Consider the following 18,745-nt stretch of genomic DNA (forward strand, 5'->3'; position numbering starts at 1 on the left):
GAAGCATGTTAAAAGATCAGGATCGCATCTTTACCAATCTCTACGGCCTCAAGGACAAGTCCCTGAAGGGCGTGATGGCGCGCGGCCATTGGGATGGCACCAAACAGATCATCGAAAAGGGTCGTGACTGGATCATCAACGAGATGAAGGCTTCCGGCCTTCGCGGTCGCGGCGGCGCAGGCTTCCCGACGGGTCTCAAGTGGTCCTTCATGCCCAAGGAAAGCGACGGCCGTCCGCATTATCTCGTGGTCAACGCCGACGAATCCGAGCCCGGCACCTGCAAGGACCGCGAAATCCTGCGCAACGATCCGCATACGCTGATCGAAGGCTGCGTTATCGCCGGTTTCGCCATGGGTGCGCACACCGCCTATATCTACGTGCGCGGCGAATATATGCGCGAACGTGAGGCGCTTCAGGCGGCCATCGACGAATGTTACGATGCGGGCCTGCTCGGCAAGAACAACAAGAACGGCTGGGATTTCGACATCTACGTCCATCACGGCGCAGGTGCCTATATCTGCGGCGAAGAGACGGCACTGCTTGAAAGCCTCGAGGGCAAGAAGGGCCAGCCGCGCCTGAAGCCGCCGTTCCCGGCCAATATGGGTCTTTACGGTTGCCCGACGACCGTCAACAACGTCGAATCCATCGCCGTTGCTCCGACCATTCTGCGCCGAGGTGCGGCATGGTTCTCGTCTATCGGCCGTCCGAACAATGTCGGCACCAAGCTGTTCATGGTCTCCGGCCATGTCGAGCGTCCATGCACCTTCGAAGATGCGCTGGGCCTGTCCTTCCGTGAGCTGATCGAACACCATTGCGGTGGCATTCGCGGCGGCTGGGACAATCTGCTTGGCGTCATTCCCGGCGGCGCATCCTGCCCCATCGTGCGCGGTGAGGACATGAAGGACGCCATCATGGACTTCGACGGCATGCGCGAAGTGAAGTCGTCCTTCGGCACCGGCGGCATGATCGTCATGGACAAGTCCACCGACGTCATCAAGGCGATCGCCCGCATCGCGGCCTTCTTCAAGCATGAAAGCTGCGGCCAGTGCACGCCGTGCCGTGAAGGCACCGGCTGGATGTGGCGCGTGCTGGAACGCATGGTGAAGGGCAACGCGCAGAAGCGCGAAATCGACATGCTGTTCGAAGTGACGAAGCAGATCGAAGGCCACACCATCTGTGCGCTCGGCGACGCCGCCGCATGGCCGGTACAGGCGCTGATCCGCAATTTCCGTCCGGAAATCGAAAAGCGCATCGACCAATATACCTACAGGGCCATGGATGATGGCGCTGTTCTGGAAGCTGCCGAATAAGCTTTCGCAGTTTGCATGCGGCGCGGGGATGATCCCGGCGCCGGAAAACCATGAAGCGCCTGACCGACGAGATGAAGTCTCGGGCGCGATTAAGGATTTGTTGCGGACCGTGTGAGAGACACGGGACGAACAGGCAACAGGACGTAAGTAGAACCATGGCAAAGCTCAAGGTTGACGGTAAAGAGATCGAGGTTCCGGATCATTTCACGCTGTTGCAGGCGTGCGAGGAGGCTGGTGCTGAAGTTCCGCGCTTTTGTTTTCATGAGCGCTTGTCGGTCGCGGGTAACTGCCGCATGTGTCTGATTGAGGTGAAGGGCGGACCGCCCAAGCCCGCCGCATCCTGCGCCATGGGCGTGCGCGACGTTCGCGGCGGCCCGAATGGCGAATTGCCTGAAGTTTTCACCAACACGCCGATGGTCAAGAAGGCCCGCGAAGGCGTGATGGAGTTCCTTCTCATCAACCACCCGCTCGATTGCCCGATCTGCGACCAGGGCGGCGAATGCGACCTGCAGGACCAAGCTATGGCCTTCGGTATTGCCGGTTCGCGTTACGCGGAAAACAAGCGTGCGGTTGAAGACAAATATATCGGCCCGCTCGTCAAGACGGTAATGAACCGCTGCATCCACTGCACCCGCTGCGTCCGTTTCACAACGGAAGTTGCTGGCATCGCCGAACTCGGCCTCATCGGCCGCGGCGAGGACGCTGAAATCACCACCTATCTCGAGCAGGCGATGACCTCCGAGCTTCAGGGCAACGTCGTCGATCTTTGCCCGGTCGGTGCGCTGACCTCCAAGCCTTTCGCTTTCACTGCCCGTCCGTGGGAACTGAACAAGACCGAAACCATCGACGTGATGGACGCTCTCGGTTCGGCAATCCGCGTCGATACCCGTGGCCGCGAAGTCATGCGCGTCATGCCGCGTGTCAACGAGGCAATCAACGAAGAGTGGATTTCCGACAAGAGCCGCTTCATCTGGGACGGCCTGAAGACGCAGCGTCTCGACCGCCCTTACGTCCGCAAGGATGGCCGCTTGCAGCCCGCAAGCTGGGGCGAAGCCTTCGGCGCTATCAAGCAGGCGGTTGCCGCGACCAGCGGCAGCAAGATCGGCGCGATTGCCGGTGACCTTGCTTCCGTCGAGGAAATGTTCGCGCTGAAGTCGCTTCTGGCGTCGCTCGGCTCGGCCAATGTCGATTGCCGTCAGGATGGCGCAGCGCTTGATCCGTCTTTGGGTCGCGCCAGCTACCTGTTCAATTCCACAATCGAAGGCATTGAGCACGCGGATGCGCTGCTGATCGTCGGCGCCAACCCGCGTTATGAAGCGGCCGTGCTCAATGCACGTATCCGCAAGCGCTGGCGTCGCGGTGGTTTCCCGATCGGCGTGATCGGCGAAGCCGGTGAGCTGCGGTACAACTACGAATATCTAGGCTCCGGCGCTGAAACGCTTTCCGATCTCGCCAATGGCTCTCACAGCTTCGTTGAAAAGTTGAAGTCCGCCAAGAACCCGCTGATCATCATCGGCCAGGGCGCTCTGGCACGCGCCGATGGTGCAGCCGTTCTCGCGGCCGCTGCGAAGCTTGCCGTTTCGGTTGGCGCAATCAGCGAAGAGTGGAACGGTTTCTCGGTGCTTCACACCGCAGCTGCCCGCGTCGGTGGTCTCGACATCGGCTTCGTGCCGGGCGAGGGCGGTGTTGCTGCTGCCGAAATGGTAACGTCCATGGACGTTCTCTTCCTGCTCGGCGCCGATGAAATCGACCTGTCGAACAAGGGCGCCAAGTTCACCGTCTACATCGGCAGCCACGGCGATCATGGCGCGATGAACGCCGACGTCATCCTTCCGGGTGCGGCCTATACCGAAAAATCCGGTATCTGGGTCAACACCGAAGGCCGCGTTCAGGTGGGCAACCGCGCCGGTTTCGCACCGGGCGAGGCCCGTGAAGACTGGGCGATCCTGCGTGCGCTTTCCGACGTGCTCGGCAAGAAGCTGCCGTTCGATTCGCTGTCTGCGCTGCGCGGCCAGCTTTATGTCGCGCATCCGCATCTGGCGGAAACCGATGAGATCGTTGCCGGCAACGGCGCGGATGTCGAGGCACTTGCCGCTCGCGCGGGCAGCCTCAATAAGTCTGCGTTTGCCTCGCCGGTAAAAGACTTTTATTTGACGAACCCGATTGCGCGCGCATCCGCCGTCATGGCCGAGTGTTCCGCATTGGCCCGCAACAATTTCCAGGCTGCGGCAGAGTAAGGGTAGGGGATTATGGAATCGTTTTTCTGGAGCTACGTCTGGCCCGCGCTGATCATGGTCGGCCAGTCCCTGCTGCTTCTCGTTTGCCTTCTGGTGGCCATCGCCTTCCTTCTGCTTGCCGACCGTAAGGTATGGGCAGCCGTGCAGTTGCGCCGTGGTCCCAACGTCGTCGGCCCCTTTGGTCTGTTCCAGTCCTTCGCCGACCTTTTGAAATTCATCCTGAAGGAGCCCGTCATTCCGGCGGGCGCCAACAAGGCGGTCTTCCTTCTGGCGCCGCTGGTTGCCGTAACGCTGGCGCTCGCCACCTACGCGGTCATCCCCTTTGCCGATGGCTGGGTCGTTGCCAATATCAATGTCGGCATTCTCTACATTTTCGCGATTTCCTCGCTTGAAGTGTACGGCATCATCATGGGCGGCTGGGCTTCGAACTCGAAGTACCCGTTCCTCGGCGCGCTTCGTTCGGCGGCGCAGATGGTGTCCTACGAAGTGTCGATCGGCCTCGTCATCGTCACCGTGCTTCTGTGCGTCGGCTCGCTCAACCTCACGGATATCGTTCTGGCGCAGCGCACCGGCCTCGGCACGATGATCGGTCTGCCGGCCTCGTTCCTCGACTGGCACTGGCTGTCGCTGTTCCCGATGTTCATCGTGTTCTTCATCTCGGGCCTTGCCGAAACCAACCGTCCGCCCTTCGACCTTCCGGAAGCGGAATCGGAACTGGTTGCCGGTCACATGGTCGAATATGGCTCGACGCCTTACATGATGTTCATGCTCGGCGAATATGCTGCGATCGTTCTGATCTGCTGCCTGACGACGATCCTGTTCCTTGGTGGCTGGCTGCCGATCGTGGATGTGTGGTTCCTGAACTGGATTCCGGGTATTGTCTGGTTCGCGCTCAAGGGCTGCATGGTTTTCTTCATGATCGCTCTGGTGAAGGCCTTCGTTCCGCGTTACCGCTATGACCAGCTCATGCGCCTTGGCTGGAAGGTGTTCCTGCCGCTGTCGCTCGCCATGGTCGTTATTGTTGCATTCGTATTGAAGCTGACGGGGTGGGCCGGTTGATGTCCGTACGCCTCGCTCAGAAATCTGGAGTTTGAGATGGCAAGCCTTTCCCAAGCCGTCAATTCACTGTTCCTCAAGGAGTTCGTCGGTGCGATCTTCCTGACGATGCGCCACTTCTTCAAGCAGAAGGCCACGGTGAATTATCCTTTCGAAAAGGGCCCGGTGTCTCCGCGCTTCCGCGGCGAGCATGCGCTGCGCCGTTATCCGAACGGTGAAGAGCGCTGCATCGCCTGCAAGCTGTGTGAGGCGATCTGTCCCGCTCAGGCGATCACCATCGAAGCCGGTCCGCGCCGCAATGACGGCACCCGCCGCACGGTGCGTTACGACATCGACATGGTGAAATGCATCTATTGCGGTTTCTGCCAGGAAGCCTGCCCGGTGGATGCCATCGTCGAAGGTCCGAACTTCGAATTCGCGACGGAAACCCGCGAGGAGCTTTATTTCGACAAGCAAAGGCTTCTCGACAATGGCGACCGCTGGGAGCGTGAAATTGCGCGCAACCTCGCACTGGATGCGCCTTACCGTTAAGGCGCAACCGTCTTTCCGGGGGAGACCCCGGAAAGCGAAGAAAGAGTAAAAGAGCCTGCACGGTTATCGCCGGCGGGGACGAAACGGGTAGAGCGCGCGATTGCGCGGTCTTTGCCCGGATGAGGACAAGAAGGCACCAACATGGGTCTGCACGCTGTATTCTTTTATATATTCGCTTTCGTCGCCGTGGCGTCTGCGTTCATGGTCATCGCATCGAAGAACCCTGTTCATTCGGTGCTGTTTCTGATTTTGACCTTCTTCAACGCAGCCGCGCTGTTCCTGCTGACGGGGGCCGAATTCCTCGCCATGATCCTGCTCGTCGTTTATGTCGGTGCGGTGGCGGTGCTCTTCCTCTTCGTCGTCATGATGCTGGATGTGGATTTTGCGGAGCTGCGCTCCGGCGTGCTGCAATATGCGCCGATCGGTGCGCTGATCGGTATCATCCTCGCGGCTGAACTGATCGTCGTGGTCGGCGGCAGCGTGCTTAACCCGCAGGCCGCCAAATCGATTACCATGCCGATCCCGTCACCGGCCGTGCGCACCAATACGGCCGCGCTGGGCGACGTGCTCTATACCAATTACGTCTACTTCTTCCAGCTTGCAGGTCTCGTGCTGCTGGTGGCCATGATCGGCGCCATCGTGCTGACGCTGCGTCACCGCACCGACATCAAGCGGCAGAACATATCCACGCAGGTCGGCCGTGACCCGAAGACCGCCGTCACCACGGTCAAGGTCAAGCCGGGCCAGGGCATCTGAAGGCGCGAACGGATCCAAGGAAACAGAATATGGAAATCGGTCTTTCCCACTACCTGACGGTCAGCGCGATCCTCTTCACGATCGGCATCTTCGGTATCTTCCTCAACCGGAAGAACGTCATCGTCATCCTCATGTCGATCGAACTCATCCTGTTGGCGGTGAACATCAACATGGTGGCGTTCTCGGCTTTCCTGAACGACATCGTCGGCCAGGTCTTCGCACTGTTCATTCTGACCGTCGCAGCCGCCGAAGCGGCCATCGGTCTTGCAATACTCGTTGTCTTCTACCGCAACCGCGGATCGATCGCTGTCGAAGACGTCAATATGATGAAGGGCTGATAAGGCTATGATCTACAAGGCTATCGTCTTTCTTCCCCTGATCGGCTTCCTGATTGCCGGCCTGTTTGGCCGGTCGATCGGCGCCAAGGCTTCGGAATATGTCACCACCGGTCTGATGATCGTGGTCGCCGTCCTGTCGTGGATCGTCTTCTTCTCCGTCGCGCTTGCCCATGGCGAGCCGGGCGAGGTGATCAAGGTCACCGTGCTGCGCTGGATCCAGTCCGGCGGCATCGACGTCGAGTGGGCGTTCCGCATCGATACCCTGACGGCCGTCATGTTCGTCGTCGTCAACACCGTCTCGACGCTGGTGCACCTCTATTCGATCGGATACATGCACCACGATCCGCATCGTCCGCGCTTCTTTGCCTATCTTTCGCTGTTCACCTTCGCGATGCTGATGCTGGTGACCTCCGACAACCTGCTGCAGATGTTCTTCGGCTGGGAAGGCGTTGGTCTGGCGTCGTACCTGCTGATCGGTTTCTGGTTCAAGAAGCCTTCGGCGTCTGCTGCTGCCATGAAGGCGTTCATCGTCAACCGTGTTGGCGACTTCGGCTTCATTCTCGGCATATCAGGCGTCTTCGTGCTGTTCGGCTCGATCAATTTTGAGACCATCTTCGCTGCCGCCAGCACCTATCTGCCGGCTGAAGGTGCAGCTTCCACCGAAACCGTCATCAACCTGTTCGGCATGCAGCTGGACAAGGCCAATGCGATGACGGGCGTCTGCCTGCTGCTTTTTATGGGCGCCATGGGTAAGTCGGCGCAGTTCCTGCTGCACACCTGGCTGCCGGACGCGATGGAAGGCCCGACCCCTGTGTCCGCCCTCATTCACGCCGCAACCATGGTCACCGCCGGTGTCTTCCTGGTTGCCCGCATGTCGCCGCTGTTCGAATTGTCGCATGATGCGCTCACCGTCGTGACGCTGGTCGGCGCCATCACCGCCTTCTTCGCAGCGACCGTCGGTCTCGTGCAGAATGATATCAAGCGCGTGATTGCCTATTCGACCTGCTCGCAGCTCGGTTACATGTTCGTGGCACTTGGCGTTGGCGCTTATGGCGCGGCCGTGTTCCACCTCTTCACGCATGCCTTCTTCAAGGCACTGCTGTTCTTGTGCGCCGGTTCGGTTATCCATGCCGTCGATGGCGAGCAGGACATGCGTTACATGGGCGGCCTGCGCAAGCATATCCCCATCACCTTCTGGACGATGACCGTCGGCACGCTTGCGCTGACAGGTGTAGGCATTCCGGGCACGATGATCGGCTTTGCCGGCTTCTTCTCGAAGGACGTCATCATCGAATCCGCTTATGCGTCCCATTCGGTACTGTCGGGTTTCGCCTTCACGCTGCTGGTCATCGCAGCGCTGTTCACCAGCTTCTATTCCTGGCGTCTGGCGTTCATGACCTTCTTCGGAAAGCCGCGCGCTTCGGCTGACGTGATGCACCATGTGCATGAATCGCCGATGGTCATGCTGATCCCGCTCTTCATCCTCACCGTCGGCGCGATTTTCGCCGGTGTTGTCTTCGAAGGTTATTTCTTCGGCCATGAATATGCCGAGTTCTGGAAGGGTGCTCTCTTCACGCTTCCGGAAAATGAAATCCTTGACGAGTTCCACCATGTTCCGCTGTGGGTCAAGTGGAGCCCGTTCTTCGCCATGGCGCTTGGTTTTGTCACCGCATGGTACATGTATATCAAGTCGCCAGAGACGCCGAAGCGTCTGGCAGCGACCCATCGCGGCCTCTATCAGTTCCTCTTGAACAAGTGGTATTTCGACGAGCTTTACGACTTCCTGTTCGTGCGTTCCGCAAAGGCGCTTGGCCGCTTCCTGTGGAAGAAGGGCGACGTGGCCGTCATCGACCACTATGGACCGAACGGCATTGCAGCGCGTGTGGTTGACGTGACCAACCGCATGGTCCGCCTGCAATCCGGTTACCTTTATCACTATGCCTTTGCGATGCTGATCGGCATCGCGGCGCTTGTCACCTGGATGATGCTCGGGAGTGCGTTTTGATGACCGATTGGCCAATTCTTTCAACGGTCACCTTTCTGCCGCTCGTCGGCGTGGTGCTCTTGCTGCTGACCAATGAGAACGGCCCTTACGGTCGCCGCAACATTCTCAACGTCTCGCTGCTGACGACCGTTTTCACCTTCCTGGTTTCGCTGTTCGTCTGGATCGGCTTCGATAATTCGAACCCCGGTTTCCAGATGGTGGAAAAACACGCATGGTTCGGCAACATCGCCGCCTATCATCTGGGCGTCGACGGCATCTCCATGCTGTTCGTCATCCTCACCACCTTCCTCATGCCTTTCTGCGTGCTGGCAAGCTGGCAGTCGGTTGAAAAGCGCATCAAGGAATACATGATCGCCTTCCTGCTTCTGGAAGTCGTCATGATCGGCGTCTTCGTGGCGCTGGATACGGTTCTTTTCTACGTCTTCTTCGAAGCAACGCTGATCCCGATGTTCATCATCATCGGCGTCTGGGGCGGCAAGGATCGCGTCTACGCATCCTACAAGTTCTTCCTCTACACGCTGCTTGGCTCGGTTCTGACCATGCTCGCCATCATGGCGATGTACTGGCAGTCCGGCACGACCGATATGACCGAACTTCTGAAATACGGCTTCCCGGCCGGCATGCAGACGTGGCTATGGCTTGCCTGTTTCGCGGCATTCTCGGTCAAGATGCCGATGTGGCCGGTACATACCTGGCTTCCGGATGCCCACGTGCAGGCGCCGACCGCAGGTTCCGTCATTCTGGCAGGCGTCATGCTGAAGCTTGGCGGTTACGGTTTCATCCGTTTCTCGCTGTCGATGTTCCCCTTGGCGTCGGACTATTTCGCACCCTTCGTCTTCACGCTGTCGGTTCTCGCCATTATCTACACCTCGCTGGTGGCGATGATGCAAGACGACATCAAGAAGCTGATCGCCTATTCCTCCGTTGCCCACATGGGTTACGTGACCATGGGCATCTTCGCGGCCAATGTGCAGGGCGTGCAGGGCGCAATCTTCCAGATGCTGTCGCACGGCATCGTGTCGGGCGCGCTCTTCCTCTGCGTCGGCGTCGTTTACGATCGGCTGCATACCCGTGAGATCTCTGCCTACGGCGGTCTCGTGAACAACATGCCGAAATATGCCGTCGCCTTCATGATCTTCACCATGGCCAATGTCGGTCTGCCCGGCACCTCCGGCTTCGTTGGTGAATTCCTGACGCTGATCGGCGTATTCCGCGCCAACACGCTGGTCGCGCTGTTTGCGGCAACCGGCGTCATCCTCTCGGCCGCTTACGCGCTGTGGCTCTACCGCCGCGTGATTTTCGGTGCGCTTGAGAAGGAAAGCCTGAAATCGATGCTCGATCTGTCAACCCGCGAAAAGGTCATCCTTTATCCGCTGGTTGCGCTGACGATCTTCTTCGGCGTCTATCCGGCTCCGGTTTTCGATGCGACAGCCGCTTCGGTCGATCTTCTGGTAAACAACTATACGGCTGCATTGCAGGCGGCGCAAAATGTTGCGCTTTCTATGAATTGACGACAGGACCCGTTGGACATGACCGCTGAAATTCTTTTTGCCAGTCTGCACATCGCGACGCCCGAGCTGATCCTTGCGGTCGGCGCGCTGGCGCTGCTCATGATTGGCGTCTTCTCGGGCGACAAGTCGACAACGACGGTCACGGGCCTCTCCGTGGCCTTGCTGCTCGTCGTCGGTCTCTGGATCGTCTTTGCGCCCGCTTCGGGTGTGGCTTTCGGCGGCGTTTACGTCGCCGATGCCTTCGGCAACTTCATGAAGGTGCTGGCGCTGATCGGGTCGATCACCGCCATGATCCTTTCTGTCGGCCAGAGCCGTTTTGAGCCGGTCGGCCGGTTCGAGTATCCGGTGCTTCTGGTTCTGGCGACTCTCGGCATCCTGCTGATGATTTCGGCCAACAACCTGATCTCGCTCTATATGGCGCTGGAGCTGCAGTCGCTTGCGCTCTACGTCGTCTGCGCCATCAACCGGGAAAGCCTGCGCTCCACCGAAGCGGGCCTGAAATATTTTGTTCTCGGTGCGCTCTCCTCGGGCATGCTGCTTTACGGCATGTCGCTGGTTTACGGCTTTACCGGCAATACCGGCTTTACCGAAATCGCCCAGGTTCTGACGGCGGAGACCCGTTCGCTCGGCCTCGTCTTCGGTCTGGTTTTCGTTCTTGCCGGTCTGGCATTCAAGATTTCCGCCGTGCCGTTCCACATGTGGACGCCGGATGTTTATGAGGGTGCGCCGACACCGGTCACGGCCTTCCTGTCTGCCGCCCCCAAGATCGGCGCCATGGCGATCTTCGTTCGCATCGTTGTTGACGCTTTCCAGCCGGTCTTTGCCGACTGGCAGCAGATCGTCGTCTTCATTTCCATCGCCTCCATGCTGCTCGGCTCGTTCGCGGCAATCGGCCAGAAGAACATCAAGCGCCTGATGGCCTATTCTTCCATCGGTCACATGGGTTACGCGCTGGTTGGTCTTGCGGCGGGCACCGAGGCGGGTATCTCGGGCGTCATTCTCTACATGACCATCTACATGGTCATGACGCTCGGCACCTTCGCCTGCATTCTCTCCATGCGTCGCAAGGAAATCGGCAATGTCGAAAATGTCGAGGATCTGGCCGGGCTTTCGTCCACCAACCCCTTCATGGCAGTTGTTCTGACGATCCTGATGTTCTCGCTTGCCGGCATTCCGCCGCTTGCCGGATTCTTCGGCAAGTACTACGTCTTCCTTGCTGCCATTGAAGCCAAACTCTATCCGCTTGCCGTCATCGGTGTGATCGGCTCGGTTGTCGGTGCGTATTATTATATCCGCGTCGTCAAGGTCATGTGGTTCGATGAAGCCAAGGGCAGCTTCGAGCGTCCGGCTGGCGAACTGAAAATCGTTTATGCGCTCTCTGGACTGTTCGTCGTCGCTTTCATCGTCTTCGGTGGTGCGCTCGGCAATGCAGTCACGGTTGCGGCAAAGACGTTCTTTTGAGCAATACGCACAAGCATACGGGCCGGATGTCCATCGATGACTTCCGGCACGAGGCGATGGCGGAAACGCCATCGACCAACATAGAATGTTTCGCCCGGGCAAGGGCAGCCGATGGCGGCAATCTGTGGATCACCGCCATCCGCCAGACTGGCGGGCGCGGTCGCCGCGGCCGGCCTTGGGTGTCTGAACCAGGCAATCTCTACGCTTCGCTTCTTCTCATCGATCCCGCGCCAATGGACCGCATCGGTTCATTGCCGCTTGCCTTTGCGCTCGCCGTCTACCGCGCCATTCGCGCTGTGCTGCCGACGGGTGGCGAACCGCTAGAGATAAAATGGCCGAATGACGTGCTGATCGGGCGCCGGAAGACCTGCGGCATTCTGATGGAAGCCGAACTTCTGCCGGATGGACGCCGCGCCATCGTCATCGGCATCGGCATCAATATCGCCCACAAGCCTGAAAATCCGCTTTATCCCGTCACTATGCTGTCCGAACACGGGGCGTCGTGCTCCCCCGACGAGCTGTTCGCGCATCTCTTCCGCGAGACAGCGGATGTGCTGCAAAGCTGGGATGAGGGCAGGGGCGTTTCCGGTGTCATGGCCGGATGGCGGGCGGCTGCCTGCGGTATCGGCGAACATATCACCGTCAATTTTCCGGATCGCTCGATCGGCGGGCGTTTCGTTGGAATTGATGATAATGGTTATCTGCTGCTGGATGAGGATGAGGGCACAAGGCGCTCCATCGCCGCCGGCGACGTGTTTTTTGGATGAGGTGGACGGCGTGTCTTCAAAGACCCGCGCCGAACCTCTTCCCACAGGTTGGAGCTTTCCTGCTGCTCATGAAAAGCAGGGTGACAAACCGGCTCCGCATCGGCCCGGTCGATCAGATGATGTTTCAGGTCCGATGCTGTTAAACGGGCGGCTGGGCGCGGCATATTGCCGTCGCCAGCGCGCTCTTGTGAATGGATAAGAAGAACAATGACTAAACAGGACGAACTGGTATTTCTGCCGCTTGGCGGCGTCGGTGAAATCGGCATGAATCTGGCGCTGTACGGCTACGGTCCGGAAAGCAAGCGCCAATGGATCATGGTGGATTGCGGCGTTACCTTTGCCGGTCTCGATCTGCCTGGTGTCGATCTGGTTCTGCCCGATATCAGCTATATCGCCGAGCAGAAGAAGAACCTCAAAGGCATCATCATCACCCACGCCCATGAGGATCACTACGGCGCGCTGAACGATCTGTGGCCGGGCCTCAACGTGCCCGTCTATGCCTCGGGTTTCACCGCCGGCATGCTGGAGGCAAAGCGCGCCTACGAGGGCAGTCGTGCCGAAATTCCAATCACCCCGTTCAAGGCGGGTGATCGCATCAATGTCGGCCCTTTCGAAATCGAGGCCGTCGGCGTCAACCATTCGATCCCCGAGCCAATGTCGCTGGTCATCCGCACGCCGCTTGGCAATGTCATCCACACGGGCGACTGGAAGATTGACGAGGCGCCGTCTCTCGGTCCGTTGACGGATGAGGCGCGTTTCCGCGCCATCGGCGAGGAGGGCGTGCTGGCGTTGATGTGCGACAGCACCAACTCGCTGCGTGACGGCGTATCGCCTTCGGAGCACGAAGTGTCTGAGGGGCTGCGCCAGATCATTGAAAATGCCGAGGGTCGCGTGGCCATCACCACCTTCTCCTCCAATGTCGGCCGTATCCGCTCCATCGCGCAGGCTGCGGAAGCTGCCGGACGCGAAGTGCTGCTGCTCGGCTCGTCGCTGAAGCGCGTCGTCAACGTTTCGCAGGATCTCGGCATCATGGAAGGTATCAAGCCGTTCCTGGCTGAAGACGAATACGGCTATATTCCGCGCAACAAGGTGGTCGTCATTCTCACCGGTTCGCAGGGTGAGCCGCGGGCAGCCCTTGCCAAGCTTTCGCGCGATGAGATGCGTAATGTGGCGCTGGCTGCCGGTGATACGGTGGTATTTTCCTCGCGCGCCATTCCCGGCAACGAAAAGGCGATCATCGAGATCAAGAACGGCCTGATAGAGCAGGGCATCCATATCGTTACCGACAATGAGGCTTTGGTGCATGTCTCCGGCCATCCCCGCCGTAACGAACTTCTGAGGATGTACGAATGGACCAAGCCGCAAATCCTGGTGCCGGTGCATGGCGAGGCGGCGCATCTGGTGGCGCAGAAGGAACTGGCCGAACAGGCCGGCATTTCTCAGGTGCCGAAGGTTCGTAACGGCAACATTCTGCGTCTGGCGCCTGGTCCTGCGGAAGTCATCAACGACGCACCGCACGGCCGCGTCTTCAAGGACGGCAACCTCATCGGTGACCTCGACGAGATGGGGATCAGCAACCGCCGCAAGCTTTCCTTCGCCGGCCATGTCTCCGTCAATGTGCTGCTGGACAGCCGCTACGACTTCCTCGGAGATCCCGATGTCGTACCTTTCGGCCTGCCGGAATTCGATGATGAGGGCGAGGATATGGAAGATACGCTCTATGACGCCGTACTCGGCGCCGTGGAAAGCATCCCCCGGGCCCGCCGCAAGGATCTTGCGCTGCTGCGCGAGTCAGTGCGCCGCGCCGTACGCGCCGCTGCCAATCAGGCATGGGGCAAGAAGCCGATCGTGACGGTTTTCGTCACCAAGGTCTGAACCGGAAAATCCCGGGTTTTCAAACCGTCACGCCCCGTCATGTCCGGGCCATCTCGGACATGACGCAATCGCCGTCCGCGATCGTTCCTTCTCCTCTCTTGCAGCTTTTTACACATCTTGCAGGGAAGTGATTCCGGTTCGCGGATGAATGCGTTACAAGGGGCGCATCACGCAGGAGGACGTCATGCCGCTTCTTTCGGTCTTCGCCATTTATTTCATCGTCTGGTGGACGGTGCTTTTCGTTGTGCTGCCGATTGGCCTTCGCACTCAGGAGGAAGACGGCGATGTGGCGATCGGCACGGTTGCAAGCGCCCCGTCAAGGTTCAGGGGCGGGCGCATCGTCTTGTGGACAACGCTGATATCGGCTTTGATCTGCGGGCTCTGGTACGGCGTAACCTGGTGGTTCGGCGTCAGCATGGACGACCTTCCGAGAATTATCCCGGTTTTCGACTGAAGCACTTCACCCACGCGCCAGGATTAAGCGCGCCGCAGAATTTTGCAGCGTGGCGGGCTTCGTGATGCGATTTAAGGCAACATAAGCTGTGCTGCCGCTTTATGAACGGTCGCCACAAGATGCGCCAGTGTTGTCACATGGATGTCATATCAGTCGTGCACACACCATGAGCGTGTCTGGCGGGCAATTCGCTGTCACAATTTTACCGGAATAAGCATTCGGGGTTGTGAACTTCGCCGGAATCAAAAAAAAACAAGGCATTTCAGCCTTGTTTTTCAGGTTTCGCGTGATCTGTAACCGTTACCGGGGCAGCGACAAGCGCGCCTAAGATCGAATCCTCCCAAGACTGACCGCGAAAACGGCAAGAATTTAGACTTCCTGCCTCTTTTGTGAGCTAAAGTTAGCCCAATCACCCATGCTTGTCATCTCATTTTTTGCATATTTGTTACAGTCGGCAAAAAATTCCCTGTGGTGCAATTTGTCGCACCGGATCAAGAATAATATTCCGGCCAAAGCGTTTTGACGCGAATTAGCTATCGCGAAAATGCCACGAAATCGCCTGGGCAGGTCTTTGCATGGCGGGTTTTCTTCTTGGTCAGAAACAGCTATGTACGGCGCCAATATCCCTCTATTCGGGGCGATTCCCGCGCCTTTGCGTGTTGTTGCCCATACCAATGGAAGTCGTCATGCGTCTCAGCCGTTATTTCATGCCCATCCTGAAGGAAAACCCCAAGGAAGCGGAGATTGTCTCCCATCGCCTCATGCTGCGTGCGGGCATGATCCGGCAGCAATCGGCTGGCATCTATTCCTGGCTACCGCTCGGCAAGCGCGTTCTGGACAAGGTCAACAGGATCATCCGCGAAGAGCAGGATCGCTCAGGCGCGATCGAGCTTCTGATGCCGACGCTGCAGACCGCTGAGCTGTGGCAGGAGAGCGGCCGTTATGACGATTACGGCAAGGAAATGCTGCGCATCAAGGACCGTCAGGACCGCCAGATGCTGTATGGCCCCACTAACGAGGAGATGATCACTGACATCTTCCGGTCCTATGTGAAATCCTACAAGAACCTGCCGCTGAACCTCTATCATATTCAGCTGAAGTTCCGCGACGAGGTGCGCCCCCGTTTCGGCACCATGCGCTCGCGCGAGTTTTTGATGAAGGATGCTTATTCCTTCGATCTGACCAAGGAAGACGCGATCCACTCCTATAACAAGATGTTCGTGGCTTACCTGCGCACCTTTGAGCGCCTTGGCCTGCGCGCCATTCCCATGCGTGCCGATACCGGCCCTATCGGCGGCAATCACAGCCACGAATTCATCATTCTGGCCGATACCGGCGAATCCGAAGTCTTCTGCCACAAGAGCTTCCTCGACCGCGCCATCCCCGCCGACGATACCAACTTCGACGACGTCGCAGCCCTTCAAGGCGTTTTCAACGAATGGACGGCCGACTATGCTGCCACCTCGGAAATGCACGACGAATCTGCTTATGAGGCCATTCCCGATGGCGAGCGCCTTTCGGCGCGCGGCATCGAAGTCGGCCACATCTTCTATTTCGGCACCAAATATTCCGAGCCGATGGGCGCCAAGGTGCAGGGTGCTGATGGCAAGGAACACCCCGTTCACATGGGGTCCTACGGCATTGGCCCGACACGCCTTGTTCCCGCCATCATTGAAGCATCGCATGACGAAAACGGAATCATCTGGCCGGCTTCGGTCGCTCCTTTCGATGTCGTGATTATCAACATGAAGGCAGGTGACGCAGCCTGTGATGCGGCGTGCGAAAAGCTGTATTACTCGCTCTCCAATGCCGGCAAGGATGTTCTTTATGACGATACGGACGACCGCGCGGGCCAGAAGTTCGCGACTGCTGACCTGATCGGCGTGCCGATGCAGATCATCGTCGGCCCACGTTCGGCAGCGAACGGTGAAGTCGAGGTGAAGGATCGCAAGACCGGCGACCGTGAAACCGTCACAATCGAAGCGGCAATGAACAGGGTGCTTGGCTAAGCGCGAAATGGTGAAAGTGACGAGCGGTTTTCGCCTGAAATCCGCTCCAGCTTTATGAGATCAAGATCAGGGGTCGGTTTTTTGTGAAAACCGGCCTTTCAAGTTCAGATCAGGGAGACGACATGGCAAAAGCCGAGGCTGACAAGGGTGCGGCTCCTTCCGCCCGGGAAAGGACCGCCCGGCCGTTTTCTGCTTTCGAGCGCATGGTGGCCTGGCGCTATCTGCGGTCGCGGCGCAAGGAAGCGTTCATTTCCGTCATCGCCGGCTTTTCCTTCGTCGGCATCATGCTGGGCGTCGCGACGCTTATCATCGTCATGGCTGTCATGAACGGTTTTCGCACCGAGCTGATTTCGCGAATTCTCGGCATCAACGGCCATATGATCGTCCAGCCGATCGACCAGCCCTTCAACAATTACGATGAGCTGGCGAAGAAGTTCTCCGCCATTCCGGGCGTGACGATGGCCCTGCCGCTGGTAGAGGGGCAGACATTGGCCTCCGGTCGCGGTGGCGCCGGCTCGGGTGCGCTCGTGCGCGGCGTTCGCCAGGACGATATCGACAAGATCAAGGAAGTCGCCACCAACGTCAAGACCGGCGATCTCGTCGGCTTCATGGCGGGCGACGGGGTTCTGGTTGGCTCAAGGCTTGCCGCACAGCTTGGCGTGACGGCGGGCGACGATATCACCCTCATTTCGCCTGAAGGCGATGTGACGCCGATGGGTGTCAACCCCCGCGTCAAATCCTACAAGATTTCGGGCGTCTTCGAGATCGGCATGTCGGAATATGACGCGTCGATGATCTATATGCCGCTGTCCGAAGCCCAGCTTTATTTCAATGCCGAAGGCCTGGTGCAATCCATCGAGCTTTACGTCAGTCGCCCAGACAATGTCGACGGCATCCGCCCCCTGGTGGAGCAGGCAGCTGAACGGCAGATATATATCACCGACTGGAGACAGCGTAACCAGACCTTCTTTTCCGCCCTGCAGGTGGAAAGAAACGTGATGTTCATGATACTGACGCTCATCGTTCTGGTAGCGGCGCTCAACATCATTTCCGGCCTCATCATGCTGGTGAAGGACAAGGGCAGCGATATCGCCATTCTGCGCACCATGGGCGCCAGTTCCGGCGCCGTCATGCGTATCTTCTTCATGACGGGAGCTGCCATCGGCACGGTCGGCACATTCGCCGGTGTGGCACTCGGCGTCATCGTCTGCCTCAATGTGGAATCGATCCGGCAGTTCTTCTCCTGGGTATCAGGCACGGTGCTGTTTGATCCGCAGCTCTATTTCCTCAGCCAGCTTCCGGCCGAAATGGATATCAGCGAGACCATTACCGTCGTCATCATGGCGCTGACGCTTTCTTTCCTGGCAACCATCTTTCCGGCATGGCGGGCTTCCAAGCTCGATCCGGTGCAGGCCCTGCGTTACGAATAAGGACCGCTTCACAATATGGCAAAAAAATCAGTGCTGCGGCTTACCGGCGTCGAGAGGACCTATGGTCAGGGCGAGACGTCGCTCTCCATTCTGCGCAAGGCCGATTTCGAGTTGAAGAGCGGTGAGATGGTGGCGCTTGTTGCCCCCTCGGGCACCGGCAAATCCACGCTGTTGCATCTCGCCGGGCTTCTCGAACATCCGGATGCTGGCGAGGTTTTCATCAATGACGCGCCCTGCAATGGTCTGCCGGATGAAAAGCGCACGGCGATCCGCCGCAGCGACATCGGTTTCGTCTACCAGTTCCATCATCTGCTGCCGGAGTTCACGGCGGTGGAGAACGTGATGATGCCGCAGCTCATCGCCGGTCTGACGCAGGGCGAGGCTCGCAAGCGTGCGAGCGCGCTACTCGATTACATGCGCGTCGGCCATCGCGGCGAACATCGCCCGGCTGAGCTTTCCGGCGGTGAACAGCAACGTGTGGCGATTGCGCGCGCCGTTGCCAACGCACCGCTCCTGCTTCTCGCCGACGAGCCGACCGGCAATCTCGATCCCGAGACCGCGCATTACGTGTTCGATGCGCTGGAGGCGCTGGTGCGCCAGTCCGGCCTTGCCGCACTGATCGCCACCCATAATCACGAGCTCGCCAACCGCATGGACCGCCGCGTGACGCTTGCAGACGGCAAGATCGTAGACTTCTGATCGTGATGCAGTAAGGCGACCATAACGCCGCCTTTGAGATCTTTTCTGCGGCTGAGTCTGTCTACGTTCACGTTTCCCGCAAGGCCACTCGTCCTTCCACAATTGAATTTTCACGAACCCGGAGGTGTTTTTGCCTCCGGGTTTTTTTGCTTTGGAGTCAGTGGCTTGCCATTCACGAAGGTGGAACCGCGGCCGATTCTGCCGCGTTAGCAAGGAGACTATCAATAAAAGCCTGTTGACAATCGAACAAAATGAGAACAAAGTTAGAACATAACGAGTAAGGAGAGACCAATGACTGATTTCATC

The 18,745-nt window shown here is 58.7% G+C and carries 15 protein-coding genes; all 15 read left to right on the forward strand.

What is annotated here, in order from left to right:
• The first annotated feature begins 5 nt into the window (after nt 1-5).
• The 15 genes from nuoF to ACQZ6D_RS01400 all read left to right on the forward strand — a co-directional run bounded on the left by nuoF (nt 6) and on the right by ACQZ6D_RS01400 (nt 18,439).
• Nucleotides 6-1,310, forward strand: a complete 1,305-nt coding sequence (gene nuoF, locus ACQZ6D_RS01330; protein WP_003502381.1) for an NADH-quinone oxidoreductase subunit NuoF — start codon at nt 6-8, stop codon at nt 1,308-1,310.
• 155 nt (nt 1,311-1,465) lie between these two features.
• Nucleotides 1,466-3,547 carry an NADH-quinone oxidoreductase subunit NuoG gene (gene nuoG, locus ACQZ6D_RS01335; protein ID WP_041694373.1) on the forward strand — a complete coding sequence of 694 codons (2,082 nt, stop codon included), beginning with the start codon at nt 1,466-1,468 and terminating at the stop codon, nt 3,545-3,547.
• A 12-nt stretch (nt 3,548-3,559) separates the two neighbouring features.
• Nucleotides 3,560-4,606, forward strand: coding sequence for an NADH-quinone oxidoreductase subunit NuoH (gene nuoH, locus ACQZ6D_RS01340; RefSeq protein ID WP_013635951.1), 1,047 nt, complete (start codon nt 3,560-3,562; stop codon nt 4,604-4,606).
• A 36-nt stretch (nt 4,607-4,642) separates the two neighbouring features.
• Entirely contained in the window at nt 4,643-5,134 is a 492-nt protein-coding gene (gene nuoI, locus ACQZ6D_RS01345) for an NADH-quinone oxidoreductase subunit NuoI (RefSeq protein ID WP_003512679.1), read from the forward strand.
• 141 nt (nt 5,135-5,275) lie between these two features.
• On the forward strand, nt 5,276-5,890 hold the full coding sequence (locus tag ACQZ6D_RS01350; RefSeq protein WP_003512680.1) for an NADH-quinone oxidoreductase subunit J: 615 nt from the start codon (nt 5,276-5,278) through the stop codon (nt 5,888-5,890).
• A gap of 29 nt (nt 5,891-5,919) precedes the next feature.
• Nucleotides 5,920-6,228: an NADH-quinone oxidoreductase subunit NuoK gene (gene nuoK, locus ACQZ6D_RS01355; RefSeq protein WP_003496445.1), complete on the forward strand. Its 309-nt coding sequence runs from the start codon at nt 5,920-5,922 to the stop codon at nt 6,226-6,228.
• Between the two features lie 7 nt (nt 6,229-6,235).
• Entirely contained in the window at nt 6,236-8,233 is a 1,998-nt protein-coding gene (nuoL, locus tag ACQZ6D_RS01360; protein ID WP_013635952.1) for an NADH-quinone oxidoreductase subunit L, read from the forward strand.
• Nucleotides 8,233-9,744: an NADH-quinone oxidoreductase subunit M gene (locus ACQZ6D_RS01365; RefSeq protein ID WP_013635953.1), complete on the forward strand. Its 1,512-nt coding sequence runs from the start codon at nt 8,233-8,235 to the stop codon at nt 9,742-9,744. The genes nuoL and ACQZ6D_RS01365 overlap by 1 nt, the downstream gene beginning before the upstream one ends.
• Before the next feature lie 18 nt (nt 9,745-9,762).
• Nucleotides 9,763-11,205, forward strand: a complete 1,443-nt coding sequence (gene nuoN / locus ACQZ6D_RS01370; protein WP_003512691.1) for an NADH-quinone oxidoreductase subunit NuoN — start codon at nt 9,763-9,765, stop codon at nt 11,203-11,205.
• Nucleotides 11,206-11,231: 26 nt separating this feature from the next.
• A complete protein-coding gene (locus tag ACQZ6D_RS01375) occupies nt 11,232-11,972 on the forward strand; it encodes a biotin--[acetyl-CoA-carboxylase] ligase (protein WP_065704969.1) in 741 nt (246 codons plus the stop codon).
• Nucleotides 11,973-12,179: 207 nt separating this feature from the next.
• On the forward strand, nt 12,180-13,847 hold the full coding sequence (locus ACQZ6D_RS01380; RefSeq protein ID WP_003512693.1) for a ribonuclease J: 1,668 nt from the start codon (nt 12,180-12,182) through the stop codon (nt 13,845-13,847).
• 148 nt (nt 13,848-13,995) lie between these two features.
• Nucleotides 13,996-14,301 (forward strand): DUF1467 family protein, encoded by a 306-nt coding sequence (locus tag ACQZ6D_RS01385; RefSeq protein ID WP_003512694.1) that lies wholly within the window; start codon nt 13,996-13,998, stop codon nt 14,299-14,301.
• A 686-nt stretch (nt 14,302-14,987) separates the two neighbouring features.
• Nucleotides 14,988-16,310 (forward strand): proline--tRNA ligase, encoded by a 1,323-nt coding sequence (gene proS / locus ACQZ6D_RS01390; RefSeq protein WP_065704693.1) that lies wholly within the window; start codon nt 14,988-14,990, stop codon nt 16,308-16,310.
• A 122-nt stretch (nt 16,311-16,432) separates the two neighbouring features.
• Nucleotides 16,433-17,740: a lipoprotein-releasing ABC transporter permease subunit gene (locus tag ACQZ6D_RS01395; RefSeq protein ID WP_003512696.1), complete on the forward strand. Its 1,308-nt coding sequence runs from the start codon at nt 16,433-16,435 to the stop codon at nt 17,738-17,740.
• Between the two features lie 15 nt (nt 17,741-17,755).
• Nucleotides 17,756-18,439: an ABC transporter ATP-binding protein gene (locus tag ACQZ6D_RS01400; protein ID WP_013635957.1), complete on the forward strand. Its 684-nt coding sequence runs from the start codon at nt 17,756-17,758 to the stop codon at nt 18,437-18,439.
• Nucleotides 18,440-18,745: the final 306 nt, after the last annotated feature.

The sequence above is a fragment of the Agrobacterium sp. 22-3639C2 genome (assembly GCF_053522105.1).

Excerpts from the sequence above, each read along its gene's own strand:
- ACQZ6D_RS01400 (WP_013635957.1), top strand. The coding sequence starts at position 17,756 with ATGGCAAAAAAATCAGTGCTGCGGCTTACCGGCGTCGAGAGGACCTAT.
- nuoH (WP_013635951.1), top strand. The coding sequence starts at position 3,560 with ATGGAATCGTTTTTCTGGAGCTACGTCTGGCCCGCGCTGATCATGGTC.
- nuoG (WP_041694373.1), top strand. The coding sequence starts at position 1,466 with ATGGCAAAGCTCAAGGTTGACGGTAAAGAGATCGAGGTTCCGGATCAT.
- ACQZ6D_RS01380 (WP_003512693.1), top strand. The coding sequence starts at position 12,180 with ATGACTAAACAGGACGAACTGGTATTTCTGCCGCTTGGCGGCGTCGGT.
- ACQZ6D_RS01395 (WP_003512696.1), top strand. The coding sequence starts at position 16,433 with ATGGCAAAAGCCGAGGCTGACAAGGGTGCGGCTCCTTCCGCCCGGGAA.
- nuoF (WP_003502381.1), top strand. The coding sequence starts at position 6 with ATGTTAAAAGATCAGGATCGCATCTTTACCAATCTCTACGGCCTCAAG.
- nuoL (WP_013635952.1), top strand. The coding sequence starts at position 6,236 with ATGATCTACAAGGCTATCGTCTTTCTTCCCCTGATCGGCTTCCTGATT.
- ACQZ6D_RS01350 (WP_003512680.1), top strand. The coding sequence starts at position 5,276 with ATGGGTCTGCACGCTGTATTCTTTTATATATTCGCTTTCGTCGCCGTG.
- nuoN (WP_003512691.1), top strand. The coding sequence starts at position 9,763 with ATGACCGCTGAAATTCTTTTTGCCAGTCTGCACATCGCGACGCCCGAG.
- ACQZ6D_RS01365 (WP_013635953.1), top strand. The coding sequence starts at position 8,233 with ATGACCGATTGGCCAATTCTTTCAACGGTCACCTTTCTGCCGCTCGTC.
- ACQZ6D_RS01385 (WP_003512694.1), top strand. The coding sequence starts at position 13,996 with ATGCGTTACAAGGGGCGCATCACGCAGGAGGACGTCATGCCGCTTCTT.
- nuoI (WP_003512679.1), top strand. The coding sequence starts at position 4,643 with ATGGCAAGCCTTTCCCAAGCCGTCAATTCACTGTTCCTCAAGGAGTTC.
- proS (WP_065704693.1), top strand. The coding sequence starts at position 14,988 with ATGCGTCTCAGCCGTTATTTCATGCCCATCCTGAAGGAAAACCCCAAG.
- nuoK (WP_003496445.1), top strand. The coding sequence starts at position 5,920 with ATGGAAATCGGTCTTTCCCACTACCTGACGGTCAGCGCGATCCTCTTC.
- ACQZ6D_RS01375 (WP_065704969.1), top strand. The coding sequence starts at position 11,232 with ATGTCCATCGATGACTTCCGGCACGAGGCGATGGCGGAAACGCCATCG.